The following is a 17,979-nucleotide window of genomic DNA, read 5'->3' on the forward strand; positions in this document are numbered from 1 at the left end:
TCCGTCTGATCGCGGACGTCGCACTTCCATTCGGCCGATCATTCAAGGACAGAACCATACGTCGAGCACCCACGGCAGCGCAGCAAGACGGTTTGCCATGGCGACCAGCACGTCGTCCGGGACCGACGTGAAAATTACCCTCATTTCTTCGTAGATCGCGCTGCTATTCGCCATCGCGCGACAGCGCCTCACGTGCGGCGCGTACTGACCGATGACCTGCCATAGCGTGACGACCTGCAACCGTCCAGAACGACAGCGAACGCCAAACGTGCGAGTCGTGGCGCAGATCAGGATGGGTTCTCGTGGCGATAGCACGCCACCGCCTCTGACGGCTGTTGGACCTGGATCGGGTGTCGTAGCTGAACGCGGCATTGTTTTGCGAAAGGGTCTTCCACGGTTCGGGTCCCAGCAACGGCTCGCCATCAAGGACCCGGTACACCGGGTACATTTTGCCAATGGCCGGCAGTTTCTACAGATGCCTGCCTCGACGCGCACGGGAAGCACGAACCACCCGAAATCATACGAACGGAGATACACCCTTAAACGGGCAGCAACGTTCACGCTTTGACGGGCGCATATTGATCGCGCAATGCGCGAATGCGATCGTGATCCTGTGCCACGCCTTGATAAAGTCGCTCGATTACGGCATTAACATCAACAGGCAGATCCTGCTCGAGTGCATCGTGAAACCGCTTCTCTGCGGCATCTTCGTCTTTTTCGCAGTCGGCAAGGATTGCGTGATCGGTGCGGCCGCCGACTGCGAACTTCAAACCGAGCCAGCCGCGATGCAACGCACCCGCAACACTGCCGTCACTTTTGGGCCTGCCGCCAAGCTCTGATACGAGGTCCTGCAATTCACGCGCGTCACGTGAGCAGAGTTCCGCGCTTTCGAGCAATGCATCGTTCACGCTCGCGTGCCGTACCTCCTCGGCCGCTTTCATGAATCCGCGCTCGCCGTCTTTCGACGTTTCGATCAACTCGTTCAGCAGAGCAATGATGTCGGTATTCATAGGTCCCCTCCCATCAAGTAAACACATGAGACGCCCCCCTTCCGCACGTGCCATGCCTGTCAGGCGCTGCACCGTCCGCGAAGCAAACGCCGATAGCGGGCGCACACTGGAGAGCCGATCGCGGAGCGGATGTCGAGCTGCCGCCCAAAGCGAACGCACAGCCCGCATCCTCGGCTCGCCACCATGTGATCTACGCGTCAGTTCATAACGGATAACTTACGAACTTCGGCGGGTAGTTAGCTTTAGAGCTACCTACCTTGCCTGGACTTGCGCCCGGCAACGACGAGCTGCGTTGCTGTTGCTAATGCGAGTCCGCTTTCGGCACGCGATCCCCGAAGTCCAGTTCTGTCCGAAATGCAGTAGAGGAACGACACGGCGAAGTCCCACCGAAACGTAGTGTCCGTAACGTACGACTTACGTACGCCATATCGTTTTCCACAATCGCTTCGTGCGCGACTAGAATTCCTGACAGTTGTGCAGTCAGCCGGCACGAATGCTGCACCGCGCCGTACGATGTGGCAGGTATCGCCACAGAGAAAGCAAGGCGTGACTCCGTTAGAAAACCGGCGACATATCGGACGCAGCCTGGAGGAATAATGCTTTTCAATCATCACGGCGTGATCATCGAGCCGTCAGTTACCCGAAATGGCGACATGTTTGTCGCACGCGTGTCGATACTCGAGGAAGATGGCGAGGCCACATCGCTAGGCGAACTCGGACGTTTTGCGAATCGCCAGTCGGCGTTCGCGTTCGCGATTCGCTGCGCCACCGCGTTTCTCGACGATCTACCGACGCCCTTGCCGCCATGCAACGTACGCGCAGCGAAAAAAACAAACTCGCCACTCCATCGGGTGGACTAACGCCCTGTGAGCAAGAGTCTCGTACGATTCAGTCATGCCACGCTCGAGCATGGGTTCCTCGATGCCGCGCAAGCTAACTGAAAACGGTTGTACCAACATACCGTGCAGGCGATGATCGACACCTGAACCGGGTGCCCGTGACCAGGCGATTTGCTCTTGGTCGTGATCTCGCCGTCCTATCCGACCGCCAGACCAACAAGCCAGGCATACGGCATGCTGCGCTGCCCGTGCGGCGGGACGGCCTCCCGCGTGATGCGCATCGCCATTAAACGTCGATTACAAGAAGAAAATTTTCAGGCTTGACGGAATAACCGCCGATCAATCGCGTTAGCGTTTCTGCCGCAATGGCAGCCCTGATGATCGGAGAGCGATACGTTGTCCGATCCTGCTAGCGCTCTGTGCCGACGTTGACGCCCTGACGATGTCTGCCTTTAAGGCTCTCGCGGCACTGGAATAATGCCACCAAACCTGGAGTGATCTTGAGTCACAACATGGTTCAACCCGGATGGGTGCGGATTACGCACTGGATCAATGCTGTCGCAGTCGTGCTGATGGTAATGAGCGGCTGGCAGATTTATGACGCGTCGCCGATCTTTCCCGCTATCCAGTTTCCACCTTCGATTACGCTTGGCGGCTGGCTCGCGGGAGCGCTGCTATGGCATTTCGCAGTGATGTGGCTGCTGGTCGCCAATTTCATCGTCTATCTCGCGCTGAATCTGGCATCGGGACGCTTTCGACATAAGCTGCTGCCTGTCCGGCCGAAACAGCTGGCCGCCGATCTGCTCGCTGCGCTGCGCGGTCGCCTGAAACACGACGACCTCGCGCACTACAACTCGGTGCAGAAGCTCGCCTATCTCGTCGTGATCGTCGACATCGTGCTGATCGTGTTGTCGGGGCTTGCCATATGGAAGTCGGTGCAGTTTCCGCTGCTGCGCGCGTTGATGGGCGGATACGACAACGCGCGCGTGGTGCACTTCGTGTGCATGAGCGTACTGGTGGCGTTTTTCGTCATTCACGTCGCGATGGTGGCGCTCGTGCCGCGCTCGCTGCTGCTGATGATACGCGGACGGTAAGTCATGGCGATCCGCAAGCAAACTGCGCAACAAGGCACCTTTCTCGCGACGCACGGGGAATCGATCATCCGCGACGCACAGCGCGAACTCAAATCGCCCGCGCGCCGCCTGTTCGGCCGGCGGCTGCTGACACTCGGCGGTATCGCGCTGCTGTCCGGTTGCGATCTGACCAACGACAAGGCGGTGAATACCGCGCTGCGCCGCATCTCGTTCTTCAACGACGACGTGCAGGCGCTGCTGTTCGATCCGAACAGGCTGGCGCCCACGTATCCGGAATCGATGATCACGCGGCCGTTCCCGTTCAACGCGTTCTATGACATCGACGATGTGCCCGAGGTCGATGCCGCGACCTACCGTCTGCAGGTCAGCGGCCTCGCGCGCGGCAAGCGTACGTGGGCGCTCGACGAACTGCGCGCGCTGCCGCAGGAAAGCCAGATCACGCGTCTTATCTGCGTCGAAGGATGGAGCGCGATCGGTCGCTGGGGTGGCGTGCGCTTTTCCGAATTCCTGCGCCGCGCGGGTGCGGACACCACTGCAAAGTACGTGTCGCTGCATTGCGCGGACTACAACTACTGGACGAGCATCGACATGCCGACGGCGCTCCACGCGCAGACGCTGCTCACGCTCACCTACGACGGCGACGTGCTGCCGCCGAAGTATGGTTTCCCGATGAAGCTGCGCGTGCCGACCAAGCTCGGCTTCAAGAATCCCAAGCATATCGTCGCTATCGAAATCACGAACCAGTATCCGGGCGGCTATTGGGAGAACCAGGGCTACAACTGGTTCAGTGGCTCGTGAGGCAATGATGTTTTTTCTCCATCCTTTAACCATTCAGTTGGGAGCTTCTATGTCCATGCGCATCAAACTTGGCGCAGCCTTTATGGCTGCCGCGCTCGCGGGCGCTGCTTTCGCGCAGGCGCCCGCCACGCAGCCCGCACGCATCCGGGGCGAAATCGTGTCGCACGACGGTGAGACGCTCAAGGTCCATCGTCGCAGCGGCGATACTGTATCGATCGATGTGAAGCCGGCTGCGAAGGTTTCGGCGGTGAAGGCGATCCAGCTATCGGATATCAAGCCGGGCACGTTTGTCGGCACGGCTGCAACGACGGGCACCGACGGCAAACTGACGGCAACGGAAGTGGTGGTGTTCCCCGAGTCCGCGCGCGGCACGGGTGAAGGGCACTACGCGTGGGACCTGGGCCCGAAAAGCACAATGACCAACGCGAACGTCGACTCCGTTGTGCAGAGCACGAACGGCCGCGATCTGACGCTGTCGTACAAGGGCGGCAGCAACGTGGTGACCGTGCCGCCCAACGTGCCCGTCGTCACGTTCACGCCCGCGGCGCAAAGCGATCTCACGCCGGGCAAGAAGGTGTTCGTTGTCGCCACGCCTGCGTCGCAGGGGACGTACGTTGCGCAACGCGTCGTGGTCGAAAAGGAAGGCGTTGCGCCGCCGATGTGAAGGCTGACCTGCGTGTCGGAGAGCGCGACGCACGCGCGTGGCCCACAGGATCGTTACGTGAGTCGTGGGGCGTAAGCCGTATCATCAAGCCCGATCGATTGCAGGCTCGCAGCCTGCTGTCGATCTTCGGCTCAAAGCCGCCCTCTGCGCATCGCGTTGCGGGAATATCGGCTTATGGATGCGGATGGTCCAACCGGTCACCGCTTCATCGCGGCCGCCATCCGTGCTTGCATCCGGGCAAGGTCGTTACCCAGTTCCTGCAAGGTAATGGTCCAGTCCCCGTACGCGCGCTGGCGATAAATCCTCACCGACGGGTACCAGGGGCTGTCGTGTCGCCCCGTCATCCAGGTCCAGTGAGGATTGACGTCCAGCAGCAACCATGTCGGCCGTCCTAATGCGCCGGCCAGGTGCGCGGCCGATGTGCACACCGTAACGACGAGATCAAGGTTGCAAATGAGTGCCGCCGTGTCGTCGAAACTTTGTAACTCTCCCGTTTGATCGATGACGTGCAATCCCGCAGCCGCCATGCGCGTCACGTCCTCCGCGCCGCCAAGCTGGAAAAGCCCTGAATCCGAACAGCTTGCCGACTCAAAGCCGTAATCATGCAGGCGGGCTGCCGGCCGCAGGCCGGCAGCAGTGACTGTCCGAGCCTGACAAACCGCTGGCTCAAATCGCGACAAGTTGCCCCGCCCCACGCCCTATCCGAACCGGACGCAATAAACAGGCGGCAAATGCGCTGAAATCAATTGCCAGCTTTCGCCACCGTCGCCGGATGTCCATAGCGCGCCCGTGGTCGATCCCATCGCGAGGCACATGCCCGAGTCATCGACAGCGAGGCCGTGCCGATACACGAGGTCGTACGCCGGTGCAGGCGGCAACCCATTGGAGAAACGCTCGAACGTGCGGCCGCCGTCGAGTGTGCGCGTGACGACCAGCCGGCCGTCCACCGGGATGCGGCACTGGTCCTTCACTGCGGGCACGAACCACGCGATGTCCGGCTCGCGCGGATGGACGGCAACGGCGAAGCCGAAGCTCGATGGCTGCGCTTCGATCCGCTGCCAGTGCGCGGCGCCATCGGTCGAGCGGAAGATTGCGCAGTGATGCTGCGTCCACAGCACATCCGGGTTTGCCGCGCATTGCACGACGCGGTGCGGGTCTTGCACGTTAGCATCGCCGCGCCGCTCCGGCGGCATGTAGTCGGCCTCCATGCCGTCGGCGCTCACGCGCCAGGTAGCGCCGCTGTCGTGGGTTTGCCAGACGCCGCCGCACGACACGCCGATGGTCACATGCCGGCTGTCGCGCGGATCGACCATCACGGAATGGATGCCCGCAGCGTCATAGCCGCCTCCGAACCACTCGCGGCGCTCCGGGCGATCCCACAGCGAACGGTTGAGCACCCATGTGTCGCCCCCATCGTCGGAACGGAAGAGTCCGCCGGGAATCGTGCCGGCCCACAAGACGCCCGGCTCGTCCGGGCCGCCCGTTTCGAGCGACCAGATTTGCTGAAGTGTCCAGGGAGGGGACGGCTGGCTCGGCGCGGCGGTGCCCGCAGCGTCCGCGCTCGCGTCGGCACTCGCGTGCGCGCCGTCACCGGCACGCGTCTCGCCGGCAGGCTGCGGCGGATAGACGGGAACTGCGCACTCTTCCCAATCCGTCATGCCCGCGCGCCGGCGATGCAGTTTCACGCCGAAGTGGCCGAGATTGAGCGCGGCATACAGCGTTCCATCGCGCGGATCAGGCAGTACCATGCTCACCGGCTCGCCGGCAAAATACGGCTCACCGAGCGTCCATCCGCCTTTGCCATCGGTTTGCAAAACAAACAGTCCCTTGCGGGTCGCGACAAGCAATCGATCGCTCATGTCGAGTGTCTCCTGTCGGCCAGCGTTTGCGCTTCAGCGCTTATCCTGGCCTCATGCAAAACTCGAGTGTGGATGAAACCCGTTATCCGCCCGACAACGCATGCACGACGTAAACCCGGCTTTGTTCGCCCAGCGCATCGGACAGACGTTGCCGATCGCGCACCGGCCGGCCGTCGACAAACACTGCGAGATGGCGCCGCAGCGAGCCCTGATCGTCAAGAATGTAGCAGCGCAGTCGAGGCTGGTCGGCGAATACGGCATCTAACGCTTCGCCGACCGTGCGCGCGTCGACCTCTCGCTCGGGCGTTGCGATATGCCGCTGAATCGAAGCAGCGAAGAAGATGTGCGCCATGTCGGGGTAGAGGCGCGGGAATGGCCGCGTCCGCTGGTTCTGTAGTTTAGGCGATCCGCTGTGTGCTTCGTGGCATCGCCATACACCAGAGCGTCGCGAGGTCTTCGAGGTCGAGTCGGTTCGCCATCTCGGGGGCGGCGCAGCGTAATCGTCGCGATTGGACCGGCGATGGTGCGGCCTCTCGACGTCAGTCACTTTGCGTGATTCGTTCTTGAGTGCAACAGCCGTGGGCCATTGCATCGCGATGGCTGGTCAGCGTGTTCAAGACGCGCCATATGCCGGTTCCCGATCATGTACAGGTGCTCGAATATCATCAGGCCTTTGCGCTAGCCAGCCGCTTCGCTTCAGCTAAGGCCGTCCCTCGCTCGGCACTTCCGATGCCTTGCTGAGTTCTCCCATGAGGACCCGCGCGATGGCGTTGGCGGGCGGGCGGCCATCGGGCGCCGCAGCCGTCGTCGCCCATGTGACGATCGTCGTTTTCGTTGCCGGATCGTAGCCCATGAACGTATTGAATCCGGGTATTTCGCCCGTGTGTCCGTAAAACGTGCCGAATTTCGCAAGGCCGAGGCAGTAACTGGCCGCCGCCGGATCAGACGGCTGGATCGACTGGCAACTGGCAAGCCTTTGTGCCTGCAGATCGGCGTTCAGATAGCCCCCGCCCACCATCCGCTGCACGTACGCCGCCAGTTCCTTCGCGGTCGAGATGCCCGAGCCGGCAGTCCAGGCCCAGGATGTGCTCACGCCCGTCACATCGGTGGGTTGCAACGTCCCGTTCTTCGCGGCTGCCTGACGCTCAGGCGATAGCTCGTCGCTGCTGGCCGTCTCGACATTGGTGCCCCACTGATAGCCATGCGGCGCCGGCGCGGGCAACGATGAATTGTCCTGCGGCGGAAGGAACGTATCCGTCAAGCCGAGTGGCGTAAAAAGACGCGCCTTCATTGCATCGGCCGCGCTCATCCCGGTTAGCTGCTCGATGACGAGTCCGAGCAACACCGTATTCGTATTCGAATAGCGAAAATCCGCCCCCGGCGCGAAATACACCGGCTGACCAAACCCGATGTCCAGCAGTTCCGTGGTGGTCCACACCTTGTTCGGCTGCGAATCGAGCGTCTGGTTGAACGCGATACTGGTCGAATAGTTGTAGAGACCGCTGCGCATCGTCAGCAACTGCTCGATGGTGATCTGGTTGCCGTTGGGCACGTTCGCGACGTATTTGCCGATGGGGTCGTTCAGATTTAGCTTCCCTTCCTGCACGAGTTGCAGAATCACCGTGCCAGTCCAGGTTTTCGTCACGCTGCCGACGCGGAAGTGAGCGGTCGTCGGTATCGGTGTATTTGTGCCTCGCACTGCCGTTCCGAACGATTCGAGCCAGTCGCCGTTTGGCGACTGCACATACACGACGGCACCCGATGTCATCGTGTCTGCGAGCAATGCGTTGATCTGCGGGCGTGCGGCCGTCGCGAACGCCGGCTCGCCCGAGGCCGGCGTGTCGCCACCACCGCAACCGGGAACCGTCGCACCCATTGCAGTTGCCAGTACAACCGCATAGAAGCCACGCGAAAACACACGCGCTGAGTACTTAACAAAGCGGGAAGTTGCCATTGTTTTTTCCCTTCATGATCCTGACGCGACGTCGCGATGGCCGGTACAGCATCGCTGGATACAGGCTGCTTCACGAGCGCGCTCGATCCGAAATGGACAACCTCAGGAGACCGCGCTGCACGTCGGCTTTCGGCGCTGTCGCCTTTCGTTTTTTTCCGTGCGTGCTGAACAACTATAGGACGTGGATTGCGAATCGGCGTGCAATTTATGGGAGCGAGAATCAGCTGCCGCGTTCGCCGTTTTCTCCTTGCAGCGGAAACTCAAGATGGCTTCGTTAGATGCGCGAGTCCTTTTCATCGCACGCAGGATGAGCAGCCCCAGGACGATCTCATCACCTGAGGCTATTCAGGTCCAATGCGTCAGCGATCGCCTGCATGCCAGCGTCGTTCGGATGCAGGTTATCGCCACTGTTGAAAGCCGGCAGGAAAGACGCTGAGTCAGCGGGATCGCTCACGGCGCGAGCCTGGTCCAGCACGGCATCACAGCCGCTCGACGGGCCCAGCACAAACGCGTTGATCTGTCCGCGTGCCGCTTCGGTTGCAGGTGTCCAGAACGGCGTGCCGCGAAACGGTGTGAGCGTAGAGCAGATGACCTTGACGCCGACCCGATGCGCACGGGCGATCAATTGTTGAAACGCGCCGATCAGGTCCTGTGCGCTGGATGGCGCCGGGCTGTTGAGGTTATTGACGGCATCGTCGGAGACGATGATCCACTTCACTCCCGGCTGGCCCAACGCGTCGCGGTCGAAGCGCTTGAGGCCGTCTTCACCGCCGCCATCGCTGAAAAAGGTATTGCCACTGATTCCCTCGTTCAGTACACCGACCGCCATGCCGGCGTTGAACAGACGCACGGCAAGATCGTTCGGCCAGCGGTGATTAGCGTTGCTGCTGGATGCGCGCCCCTCGGTGACCGACCCGCCGAATGCCACCACGGCGCCCGTTGCGTGCGCGTTCTGGACATCGACGTTCGTCAAAAAATAGTAGGCCTGACCGGCGGGATTAGTGGTGGAGCCGGTGAAAGCCGGATCGGCGCCGACGTTGCCCGGCGCGACATAGACGTCCTGCAGCGAGCCGTCGTGACCCGTCGGGCGCGGCGGCGCTGCGCCGGGCAGATACAGGCTGACGGCAATATCCGCGAGTGGCGGCACGTCGAAGGAAACAGGGTCGCTTGCGATCGATGCGCCTGCGGGCAGCGTCACGCTTTGTTGGCCGCCGAACGTCAGCGTTCTGGTACTGCTGGCGACCGTAACGGAACCCTTGTCGCGCAGAGCAACATAAGCGTTGCCGATCACGACTGCCTCGCTCCCGTAAAGGTTCGACAGCTGCACACGCACGGCAGACCCGCCAATGCTGGTGTGCACAATCTGACGCACGGTCTCGTTGTTGAAGCCCGGTCCGTCAGTGACCCATGGTGCGACAGCCCATGTACCGACCCACGGGATCGACGACGTGCCGACGGATGTCGAGCTATCAGACACGCCTCCACCACCCCCGCCACAGGAAAGACAGGCCACCGCGAAAAGCGCGATCAGCGCGCGTCGAGACCACGCGCCAGTACTATCGGCCAAGCGTTGCAATGGGTCCATGGGTGCCTCTCGAAGCGGTCAGGCGAACCGCAAGAACGTCAACCTGCACGCGAACAATCGCTTCGATGAAGTCAGCACCTTTCATACCCGCAGGTCTTGTTGCGTCGGAAATTCACCGATTACCGCCCTCTACGGTCAGCTTGCGGACGCGGCTGCGAGATCCAGGGCCTGCCGCGCAGGCCATACGCGCGACTGAGTGAAGATCGAATATGCAGGGACCGTTTGTACCCGGCTCTGGATGGAAACGGAGAACAAGGAGGCGGCAAATCGATAGCGGCCTCGCCAAAGAACGGTGCGTACCGCAGCGTGCATCTGCGCAAAGGAGCGCCCATTCAGTTACCTTTATGGCGTGGTGCTGGACCGCTCACGAACCGATCAACATCTGACTTTTCCGGCGCAGTGTGGCGTTCCGGCAGCCGCGCGACGCGACAGTGGGCTGGCCCAAAACGCCGCGCGCAGTCTTCGAACGATACGAAGGAACAACGTCAATACGCGATTTTTCGACGCCGCCTGTCCATCAGCGAGCGGCCCGTGCGTCATTGTGATGGCGGCGCGATGGGATCGACCGCCTCAACCCCATGACGGAGGCTCATATGCAATACCTGTTGATGATCTATTCGGAAGAAAACCGCTGGAGCCAGATGACCGACAGCGAGCGGCAGCAAGGCGTCGCCGCGTATCAGGCGTACACCGAATCGTTGAAAAAAGCCGAGGCGCTGGTAGGCGCCAACCGGCTACAGCATACGAATACGGCCACCACGGTGCGGCTCGTCGACGGCAAGCCCCAGGTGCTCGACGGACCGTATTCCGATTCGAAGGAGCAGCTCGCTGGCTATTACCTGATCGACGTGCCCAACCTGGACGCGGCGATCGCGTGGGCGTCGCGTTGTCCCGGCGCGGCGCACGGCATGATGGAAGTGCGCCCGGTCTGGACCGCTCCCTACGAGGCGCCATCTGCATGAGCCTGTCCGGCTGCGGCCACGACGCTGACGGCGCCGCGCGTTCGATTGCCGAGGCCGTCGCTCGCCGCAGTTACGGCAAGCTCGTCGCGCTGCTGGCCATGCGCACGCGCGACGTCGCCGCAGCCGAGGACGCGCTCGCCGACGCCTTTGCTGCCGCGCTCGCGGACTGGCCGGAGCGCGGCTGCCCCGCGAATCCCGAAGCGTGGCTGATGACGGTTGCGCGCCGCCGGGCGATCGACGGCGCACGCCATCATCGTATCGGCGGCGACGTGGCGAACCAGCTTGCGATTCTCGCCGACGAAATCGACGAGCATGAAGCAGGCGCACTGCCCGACCGGCGACTTGCGCTGCTGTTCGCGTGCACGCACCCTGCCCTCGAAGCCGCGATCCGCACACCGCTGATGCTGCAGGTGGTGCTGGGACTCGAAGCGAAGACGATTGCGTCCGCGTTCCTGATGTCGCCGGCCGCGATGAGCAAGCGCCTCGTGCGCGCGAAGAACAAGATTCGCGAAGCGGGCATACCGTTCAGCGTGCCCGAGCGCGAGGAGTTGCCCGGCCGGCTCGCTGCCGTGCTGGAAGCCGTCTATGCGACGTATGCGGAAGGCTGGACCGACCCGGTCGGCGGCGATACCGGCCGGCGCGATCTTACCGGCGAGGCGCTGTTCCTTGCGCAACTGCTAGTCGAACTGCTGCCCGACGAGCCGGAGACGCTGGGTCTGCTTGCGCTGATGCTGTACGCGCAGGCGCGTTGCGACGCGCGACGCGATGCGGCCGGCGACTATGTGCCGCTATCGGCTCAAGACCCGGCGACGTGGAACGCGCCGATGATCGACGCAGCCGACGCATTGCTGCGGCGCGCGAACGCCTTCAACGCAATCGGACGCTTTCAGCTCGAGGCCGCGCTGCAGTCGGCGCACGTGTACCGATGCCGGACGCATCGGCCGAACTGGGATGAGGTCGTGCAACTCTATGACGCGCTGCTCGCGATTGCAGCATCGCCCGTGGTCGCGGTGAACCGCGCGCTCGCGCTGGCGGAACGCGATGGCCCGCAGGCGGCGCTCGATGCGCTCGAACCGTATGCCGACGATCCGCGGCTGGCCGACTACCAGCCATACTGGGCCGCGCGCGCCGATCTTCTCGCGCGTGCCGGCGCGACGGCGGAAGCGCTCGGCGCGTACGATCTCGCGATTGGCCTTGAACGCGATCCGGCCGTGCGCCGTTTCCTGCAGCGCAAGCGCACGGCGCTGTCATCGTGAGCAGCTAGAAGAGCGCCTTGCGTTTGCCACGCAAGCTGGCAAGCCATCAACTAACGCGCCTCAGTCAACACAAAACACCCGTCCTCATCGAGGCGCCCTCCTGGGAAGCCAACGTCCCCGTTCTATTGGACCAAAGTCTCATTGACCGTCCCTAAGTTCGCGTGTCTGATTAGTGGAAAGGTTCACGCGTCCGTGACCTGGTCCGCGCCAGCGTAACTACTAATGACCGGCAGATTCAGTTTATCGCACGGGTCGAGGCCGGCCGCCATCCAGCCTCGCGCGATCAGACAGCTCTGCAACGGCGCCGGCCGCGATCCCAGGACGACACGCGAGGAAGTGACCGCGGGCAAGCGCAGCCGCGTGCGCCGCTCGGAAAGCCTCCTTCGCCTGCCGCCTGACGACCCGCGAACACCTTGGTCTCCGACGCAATGTGAATCGTAGGGAGAGCAATCATGGACTGGAATCGCTGGTACAGCTTGAAGAGCTATTTGAGAACTTCGCTGTGGACTGTGCCGCTCATCGCAGTCGCGATCTATGCCGTGCTAAAGCCGCTCACTGAAATGGTGGGAAGGTGGATGATCAGACAAGGATTCCTTGATCCCAAAACCGGTTTTCTCGGGCTGTCGATGACGGGGGCGCGGTCGCTGGTCGGTGACATCGTTTCCGCAGACCTGGCGTTCCTGGTGTTTACGTTCGGTTCACTGCTGGTCGCAATCCAGGTTGCGGGCGGGCAGTACACTCCGCGGATCATCGCGACGACGCTGCTGCGCGATAACATCATCCGCAGCATCTCGGGGCTGTTCGTTTTCTCACTGCTGTTCGCCAACAGGACGCTCGGCTGGATGGGTGAGAACGAAGTACACCAGCTTCAAGTGTTCATTGCAGCACTATGCGGATTCGCTTCCGTCGTCGCTTTCCTTTTCCTGATCGACTACGCCGCGAAATCACTGCGTCCCGTAAGCCTCGTGGCTCGTGTCGGAGAGCAAGGGATCGCGGTCATCGAGAGCGTTTATCCTGCCCCGACCAGGGGTGCGATTACGCAGCCGGAACGCGACAAAGAGCGAGGCATACCCGATCGCATCGTTCGTCAGCGCGGGACGTCCGGCATCGTTCTGGCCGTGAATCTGCAATTGCTGGTAGCCAAGGCGCGGCGCACTGACGTAGTCATCGAATTCGTGCCGCAAGTCGGCGATTTCGTCGCGGTGGACGACCCCTTGTTTTATCTATACGGGAACGCCGACGCAATCGATGAGCGCAGGCTGCGCACGTTCGTCGCTTTCGGGACGGAACGCACGATGGAGCAGGACCCGATGTTCGCGTTTCGCATCCTGGTCGATATTGCGCTAAAAGCACTGTCGGCGGCGATCAACGATCCGACCACGGCCGTGCTGGCGATCGACCAGTTGCACCGGCTCTTGCGCATGGTGGGCAAACGGTCGCTGCACGTCGAAGAGATCAAGGATAAGTCGGGACAGGTGCGCGTGATCTTGCGGACGCCCAATTGGGAAGACTTCGTGCATATCAGTTTCCGCGAGATACGCCAGTGTGGCGTCGGCAGCATTCAAATCGCGCGGCGTCTGCGCGCGGCGATAGAGAACCTCATCCAGAGCCTGCCGGAGCATCGTCATGACGCACTGCGCGTCGAGTTGATACTGCTCGATCGCGCAATCGCATCGAAGCATCCATTTCCCGAGGACCTCGCGTTGGCCCGCATCCCCGACTCGCAAGGGCTCGGAGGTTCGGCGGCCTCCACGGCAAACAACTAGTGCTTTCGGAGGCGAGCCATGCGCAAACTCATCATGGGCATCGTTGAATTCCGCGAGAACATGCTGCCGCAATACGCGAAGCAGTTCAGCAAACTGGCGCTCGCGCAGACACCCGATGCGCTCTTCATCACGTGCTCGGACAGCCGGGTTGTGCCGGACCTGCTGGCTTCGACCCATCCGGGCGATCTGTTCACGATGCGTAACGTCGGCAACCTGATACCGCCGGCGACTGCGGAGGGGACCTCTACGGGCGATCTATCGGAAGCAAGCGCGATCGAGTACGCAGTGCTGGTGTTGAAAGTTGCGAATATCGTCGTGTGCGGGCATTCCGAGTGCGGTGCGATGAAAGCCGTATATACACGCAACGCCAGGCTGAAAGCGCCGAACCTCGATAGATGGCTGTACCACGCGAACAACGCGGCGTTTCGCCTGGAACACGAAGGTCCGCTCGATGGCAGGCTGAAACCGCACGATCAATTGTCGCAGCTCAACGTACTCGTGCAGCTCGAACATCTGATGACATACCCGATCGTCCACCAGCAGGTCACGGCCGGGGCACTGGTATTGAGCGGCTGGTGGTTCGACATCGCGACGGGCGACATGTATGCCTATGAGCGCACGACGCGCTCATTCGAAGTCATCGACCGTGCGATGGCCGAACGCATGATTGCGCGCCTTGCCGCGCGGGCGCGATGAACGACATCACGACAAGTGTCCTGCGTCACGTCGAAGAGGCATCATTTTTCGAGCGATTGCAAAAGCCTTGCGAGGTTCTGCGGCTGAACGTGAATGATGCCGCCTCGTGGGCTGTCGATATCTGCAATGAGCGCAAGCGACAGGGCGACTGTTATCGGCAAGATTGCGATGAGCAAGCCTCGTCGAAGTTCGCCCTTTGCGCCGTATCCCTGAACCACGCATCCGAATAGCGCGACCACGAACATCAATAACCAGGCGCCGATCGGAATGCGATTGATCAAAGCCGCCTCTGAGTAATCCTGCGAGTTCAGCACGTCGTTCATGCCCGTGACGATCACGGCCGCAACAGGTGTTGGATTCTCATTGGCCACCTGCGCCGCGAGGCGCCATAGCTCGGACTGAAGGTCGGCCGTCTCGCGCTCGTTGCGCGCGATCTCCTGCGCGTCTCTCGTCAGATAATGGGCTCGTCTCAGCCGGGTATAGCGAACCAGCGCAGCCTTCATCTGCGCGGTGATGGCGTGACCCGCCAGATCGGCACGCGCGTACTCGGTGCCTATCGCATTCGCCTCGCTTTCCTCCAGATTCTTGCGCTGATCATAGCGGTTGACTGCCATCGACAGACTGAATCCGATCAGCAGCGCGAGCAATGTCAGCGTTGACGTCTGCACGATGTTGAAATCTTCCGGGTGCTCGCCTGAAAGCATCGGCAGGCGTCTGAGGACGAATGCGCCAAAGGCGATTGCCGCGACCAGGAGCACTAAAAGCACGATGAACAGGACGGCCGGATGATCGACGAATGCTGTCATGCGAAACCTCCAGTGAAGGCCTCCAGCCAGGGCGCTGTCCGAGTTCGCCCGGCGATATTTTTCCACGGTATCAGCTTAATAACCGCGTAGTGGTTTTGATATTGGTCTTTGGTCCAATATGCTTGAGGGAGCAACGGCCGCTGTTGAATGAAGGCGAACCGGAAAGTTTCTTGACGTTGCGAATCCAAACGGTCGTCGGTTTGCTTAACGGTCAATTGAGCCGGAGTTTCCCGATCCACATGCCAAGACCACACGTTCAAGGCACGATGCCGCGGACCGCCCAGGCGACATTGGCAAACGAGCGCGGGCCGTCGGGCCGCCCGGCTTCATAGGCATCCCGCACGGCCGCGTCCATGCGCGTGCGTTCGGCGGCATCGAGCGCCGTCATGTATTGACCGAGCGGCCCCTCGCCCGCCGCAATGGGCGCCCAGTAATCGTCGAAGTTCCGATAGTCCATGCGGATCATCAGATCCGTTTGCTCGATGTCGGCGAGTCCTTGCCCGATGAATGTCCGCTTCATCTCGCCCGGCTGCATCATCGGCTGGAAGCAATAGCGGCTGCGCAACTGGCGACCGGATTCGCTGAGGGCGGCCGCCGTGTCCACCATCATCCGCATACCGGGCATGCCGCCGAGATGGTCCCACACGACGGCAGCGACCACGCCGCCCGGCCGCACGACGCGGCGCATCTCCGCCACGGCCTTGCCGCTGTCCGGCACGAAATGCAGCACGAGCAGTGCCAATGCCGCGTCGAAGCGGGCGTCATCGAAGGGCAATGCGCACGCGTCGGCCTGCTGGATCTTGATGCGTGGATCGGTATTGCGCCGAATCGCCTCCTCGACGAAGACGTTCGAGTAATCGATTGCGGCGATTTCTTTTAAACCGGCGATCTTCGCCAGTTCGAAGGTCAGGCTGCCGGTGCCGCAGCCGACGTCGAGAACGCTAGCGCAGTCGCGAAGCCTGGCGAAATCGACGAACAGCGGAGCGAGCCGTTTGCTCCAGCGGCCCATCAGCTGTTCATAGCCGGCCGCCGCCTGGACATTGAAGGTTGATGTCATGGGCGCCCCCAACGCGTGATCAACTGTTTTCAGCCGTGCCGTCGATCGCAGCCAGCAGATCTTCAGTATGAACCATCAGATCACGCACCTGGCGCAGCATCGGATATTGGTGAAGCACAGCACGCCATCGAGGCGATTCCAGCAACTGATCCCACACCGGCTCGAGGTCTTGCGGATCTGCATGTCGACCTTCCGCCAGGGCGCCGGCAAATTCGAGGCTCGCCTGCGCGGACAAAAGCTGCATCCGGCTCGCGGCACCAAGCAGGCGCGGGCTCGATTCCGCGGGTGCATCGCAGCAATAGAGCACCGCTTTGGTCAGCGCGGCTTCGTCGGTTGTCAGCGCGCGTAGCGACGCGCCGCGCAGGCGCACCGTCCCTTGCCGCGTTTCTAATGAATAAACGATGTTTTCTTCCGCGTGTGCCAGCAAGTGCAATCCACGCAGCAGCCGCGAGAGGTCGGTCGTTGCGGCATCGACGGACGCCTTGGCTTCGACGAGCAGGCAAACGTCCCAGACGGCCGTTTCGTCATCCGCGTTCGCACGTTCTAGCAGGGCCACGTCCCATTCGGTTTTGGCGCGCTCGGGGCTGGCGGGCAACGAAGGCGGCACGCGCATCGAAGTCACGACGCGATATGACGCGCGATCGCCCTGCGCCTCGTTGAGCCGTCGAGCCAGCGCTTCGAGCGCCTGTGCGGCCGATGCTTCGACGGCAGCGCCACGCTGCTGAGACGCGACGCCTTGCGCAACGGCGTTAGCGCTTCCGGAGCGGGGACCATGCCGATCCCATAGCGATCGGTACTGACGCACGAGATCATCCGACGCCAACGCATCGAGACGCTGCAAGCGTCCCAACTCGGGACTGTCGAGCAGTCGGGTCAAGCCGTGCTGGAATGATGATTCGTTCGCAATCTCCGGCATGTGAAGCAGGCTTCGCGCGGCATCGTAGAGTTCTGACCAGGATGCTGAGGACGCAGACGCATGCAGTTGAGCCAGCGCCTCGCGTTGCGGACCAGGCGGGATTCGTAGCTGTTTGGCCGGATGCGCGAACGCATTGACGCTCGCACGAATCGAACGGCTGTCGTGATCCGCGTGAGCGGACAGCGATGCATACTCTTGCACCTGCGCCGCCCGTTGCCGAAGTACCATCGCCTGGAGAACAGGGTCGCCGGATTGCGTGCGCATCCCGTCATGGATCAAACGCGCGAGCGCTTCGACGAACCGGCGCTTCACTGGTGCGGCCGGCGCTTCGTCGCACGCCACTGCCCTGCGTGCCTGTTCGATCGCGATCGCGAGCGCCGTCGATGGACTGGCGTTTTCCGTTTGATCAGGTGTGTCGGCGAACGCAGGCAAACGATAGCGGCGAGCGACGGTCCGCAACACCTGGTCGATCAACGGAGATGATGGCAGCAGGGACATGACGATAGAGGCTGTATCTGCCGTTGTGGTGGCGTAAATCATTTGATAACGCCGTAAGCAGATCTACGGTTGATCCGATGGTAACGACGTTTTGGTCAGTTCACCACTACGACACGACATCTAATGGCAACGGAACGTGCCGGGCTGATGGCTCACGAGTAGGATAGGAGGAATTGACCCACGAGTTTCAGGAGGCGCCATGAAAGCGGTGTGCCCGCT

The 17,979-nt window shown here is 61.9% G+C and carries 16 protein-coding genes and 1 pseudogene; 7 read left to right on the forward strand and 10 right to left on the reverse strand.

Annotation, left to right across the window (positions count from 1 at the left end; translation table 11 throughout):
* Positions 1-42: 42 nt before the first annotated feature.
* Positions 43-174, reverse strand: a complete 132-nt coding sequence (locus tag BMW76_RS42445) for a hypothetical protein (protein ID WP_281248520.1) — start codon at positions 172-174, stop codon at positions 43-45.
* Between the two features lie 383 nt (positions 175-557).
* The gene (locus BMW76_RS15325; protein WP_090866358.1) at positions 558-1,010 is read right to left on the reverse strand and encodes a PA2169 family four-helix-bundle protein; all 453 of its coding nucleotides are present in this window, start codon (positions 1,008-1,010) and stop codon (positions 558-560) included.
* 1,351 nt (positions 1,011-2,361) lie between these two features.
* Here BMW76_RS15325 and BMW76_RS15335 point away from each other — a divergent pair.
* The 3 genes from BMW76_RS15335 to BMW76_RS15345 are packed head-to-tail and all read left to right on the forward strand — an operon-like array spanning position 2,362 to position 4,405.
* On the forward strand, positions 2,362-2,943 hold the full coding sequence (locus BMW76_RS15335) for a cytochrome b/b6 domain-containing protein (protein WP_090866361.1): 582 nt from the start codon (positions 2,362-2,364) through the stop codon (positions 2,941-2,943).
* A gap of 3 nt (positions 2,944-2,946) precedes the next feature.
* Positions 2,947-3,741: a molybdopterin-dependent oxidoreductase gene (locus BMW76_RS15340; protein WP_090866363.1), complete on the forward strand. Its 795-nt coding sequence runs from the start codon at positions 2,947-2,949 to the stop codon at positions 3,739-3,741.
* 49 nt (positions 3,742-3,790) lie between these two features.
* Positions 3,791-4,405, forward strand: coding sequence for a hypothetical protein (locus BMW76_RS15345; protein ID WP_090866365.1), 615 nt, complete (start codon positions 3,791-3,793; stop codon positions 4,403-4,405).
* 197 nt (positions 4,406-4,602) lie between these two features.
* Here the strand turns inward: BMW76_RS15345 and BMW76_RS15350 are convergent.
* The 5 genes and pseudogenes from BMW76_RS15350 to BMW76_RS15370 all read right to left on the reverse strand — a co-directional run.
* Positions 4,603-4,962, reverse strand: a pseudogene (locus BMW76_RS15350) (glycosyltransferase family 9 protein); the annotation flags it as partial.
* 141 nt (positions 4,963-5,103) lie between these two features.
* Entirely contained in the window at positions 5,104-6,264 is a 1,161-nt protein-coding gene (locus BMW76_RS15355; RefSeq protein ID WP_090866367.1) for a WD40/YVTN/BNR-like repeat-containing protein, read from the reverse strand.
* Positions 6,265-6,346: 82 nt separating this feature from the next.
* Positions 6,347-6,616, reverse strand: coding sequence for a MoaD/ThiS family protein (locus tag BMW76_RS15360; protein ID WP_090866368.1), 270 nt, complete (start codon positions 6,614-6,616; stop codon positions 6,347-6,349).
* A 348-nt stretch (positions 6,617-6,964) separates the two neighbouring features.
* Positions 6,965-8,140: a serine hydrolase domain-containing protein gene (locus tag BMW76_RS15365; RefSeq protein ID WP_245763240.1), complete on the reverse strand. Its 1,176-nt coding sequence runs from the start codon at positions 8,138-8,140 to the stop codon at positions 6,965-6,967.
* A gap of 409 nt (positions 8,141-8,549) precedes the next feature.
* Positions 8,550-9,695 (reverse strand): GDSL-type esterase/lipase family protein, encoded by a 1,146-nt coding sequence (locus BMW76_RS15370; RefSeq protein WP_245763241.1) that lies wholly within the window; start codon positions 9,693-9,695, stop codon positions 8,550-8,552.
* 701 nt (positions 9,696-10,396) lie between these two features.
* On the opposite strand from BMW76_RS15370, the gene BMW76_RS15375 reads away from it, so the two are divergent.
* The 4 genes from BMW76_RS15375 to BMW76_RS15390 all read left to right on the forward strand — a co-directional run bounded on the left by BMW76_RS15375 (position 10,397) and on the right by BMW76_RS15390 (position 14,483).
* Positions 10,397-10,765 carry a YciI family protein gene (locus tag BMW76_RS15375; protein WP_090866374.1) on the forward strand — a complete coding sequence of 123 codons (369 nt, stop codon included), beginning with the start codon at positions 10,397-10,399 and terminating at the stop codon, positions 10,763-10,765.
* Positions 10,762-12,021, forward strand: coding sequence for an RNA polymerase sigma factor (locus BMW76_RS15380; protein ID WP_090866376.1), 1,260 nt, complete (start codon positions 10,762-10,764; stop codon positions 12,019-12,021). Before BMW76_RS15375 ends, BMW76_RS15380 begins: the two co-directional genes overlap by 4 nt.
* A gap of 452 nt (positions 12,022-12,473) precedes the next feature.
* On the forward strand, positions 12,474-13,787 hold the full coding sequence (locus BMW76_RS15385) for a DUF2254 domain-containing protein (RefSeq protein ID WP_090866378.1): 1,314 nt from the start codon (positions 12,474-12,476) through the stop codon (positions 13,785-13,787).
* An 18-nt stretch (positions 13,788-13,805) separates the two neighbouring features.
* Positions 13,806-14,483 carry a carbonic anhydrase gene (locus BMW76_RS15390; protein ID WP_090866380.1) on the forward strand — a complete coding sequence of 226 codons (678 nt, stop codon included), beginning with the start codon at positions 13,806-13,808 and terminating at the stop codon, positions 14,481-14,483.
* A gap of 41 nt (positions 14,484-14,524) precedes the next feature.
* Here BMW76_RS15390 and BMW76_RS15395 read toward each other — a convergent pair whose 3' ends face one another.
* From BMW76_RS15395 to BMW76_RS15405, 3 genes are all read right to left on the reverse strand, one after another.
* On the reverse strand, positions 14,525-15,289 hold the full coding sequence (locus BMW76_RS15395) for a bestrophin-like domain (protein WP_090866382.1): 765 nt from the start codon (positions 15,287-15,289) through the stop codon (positions 14,525-14,527).
* 256 nt (positions 15,290-15,545) lie between these two features.
* Positions 15,546-16,358 (reverse strand): class I SAM-dependent methyltransferase, encoded by an 813-nt coding sequence (locus BMW76_RS15400; RefSeq protein WP_218162534.1) that lies wholly within the window; start codon positions 16,356-16,358, stop codon positions 15,546-15,548.
* A gap of 7 nt (positions 16,359-16,365) precedes the next feature.
* Positions 16,366-17,760, reverse strand: coding sequence for a 3-deoxy-D-arabino-heptulosonate 7-phosphate synthase (locus BMW76_RS15405; protein ID WP_090866387.1), 1,395 nt, complete (start codon positions 17,758-17,760; stop codon positions 16,366-16,368).
* Positions 17,761-17,979 lie beyond the last annotated feature (219 nt).

The sequence above is a fragment of the Paraburkholderia diazotrophica genome (genome assembly GCF_900108945.1).
In the GTDB taxonomy this organism is placed as follows: Bacteria; Pseudomonadota; Gammaproteobacteria; order Burkholderiales; family Burkholderiaceae; genus Paraburkholderia; species Paraburkholderia diazotrophica.

What these genes read in the sequence shown, in the direction of transcription:
- BMW76_RS15405 (WP_090866387.1), bottom strand. Translation starts at nt 17,760, where the DNA reads ATGTCCCTGCTGCCATCATCTCCGTTGATCGACCAGGTGTTGCGGACC.
- BMW76_RS15345 (WP_090866365.1), top strand. Translation starts at nt 3,791, where the DNA reads ATGTCCATGCGCATCAAACTTGGCGCAGCCTTTATGGCTGCCGCGCTC.
- BMW76_RS15355 (WP_090866367.1), bottom strand. Translation starts at nt 6,264, where the DNA reads ATGAGCGATCGATTGCTTGTCGCGACCCGCAAGGGACTGTTTGTTTTG.
- BMW76_RS15335 (WP_090866361.1), top strand. Translation starts at nt 2,362, where the DNA reads ATGGTTCAACCCGGATGGGTGCGGATTACGCACTGGATCAATGCTGTC.
- BMW76_RS15395 (WP_090866382.1), bottom strand. Translation starts at nt 15,289, where the DNA reads ATGACAGCATTCGTCGATCATCCGGCCGTCCTGTTCATCGTGCTTTTA.
- BMW76_RS15360 (WP_090866368.1), bottom strand. Translation starts at nt 6,616, where the DNA reads ATGGCGCACATCTTCTTCGCTGCTTCGATTCAGCGGCATATCGCAACG.
- BMW76_RS15325 (WP_090866358.1), bottom strand. Translation starts at nt 1,010, where the DNA reads ATGAATACCGACATCATTGCTCTGCTGAACGAGTTGATCGAAACGTCG.
- BMW76_RS42445 (WP_281248520.1), bottom strand. Translation starts at nt 174, where the DNA reads ATGGCGAATAGCAGCGCGATCTACGAAGAAATGAGGGTAATTTTCACG.
- BMW76_RS15340 (WP_090866363.1), top strand. Translation starts at nt 2,947, where the DNA reads ATGGCGATCCGCAAGCAAACTGCGCAACAAGGCACCTTTCTCGCGACG.
- BMW76_RS15380 (WP_090866376.1), top strand. Translation starts at nt 10,762, where the DNA reads ATGAGCCTGTCCGGCTGCGGCCACGACGCTGACGGCGCCGCGCGTTCG.
- BMW76_RS15385 (WP_090866378.1), top strand. Translation starts at nt 12,474, where the DNA reads ATGGACTGGAATCGCTGGTACAGCTTGAAGAGCTATTTGAGAACTTCG.
- BMW76_RS15390 (WP_090866380.1), top strand. Translation starts at nt 13,806, where the DNA reads ATGCGCAAACTCATCATGGGCATCGTTGAATTCCGCGAGAACATGCTG.
- BMW76_RS15365 (WP_245763240.1), bottom strand. Translation starts at nt 8,140, where the DNA reads ATGGGTGCGACGGTTCCCGGTTGCGGTGGTGGCGACACGCCGGCCTCG.
- BMW76_RS15375 (WP_090866374.1), top strand. Translation starts at nt 10,397, where the DNA reads ATGCAATACCTGTTGATGATCTATTCGGAAGAAAACCGCTGGAGCCAG.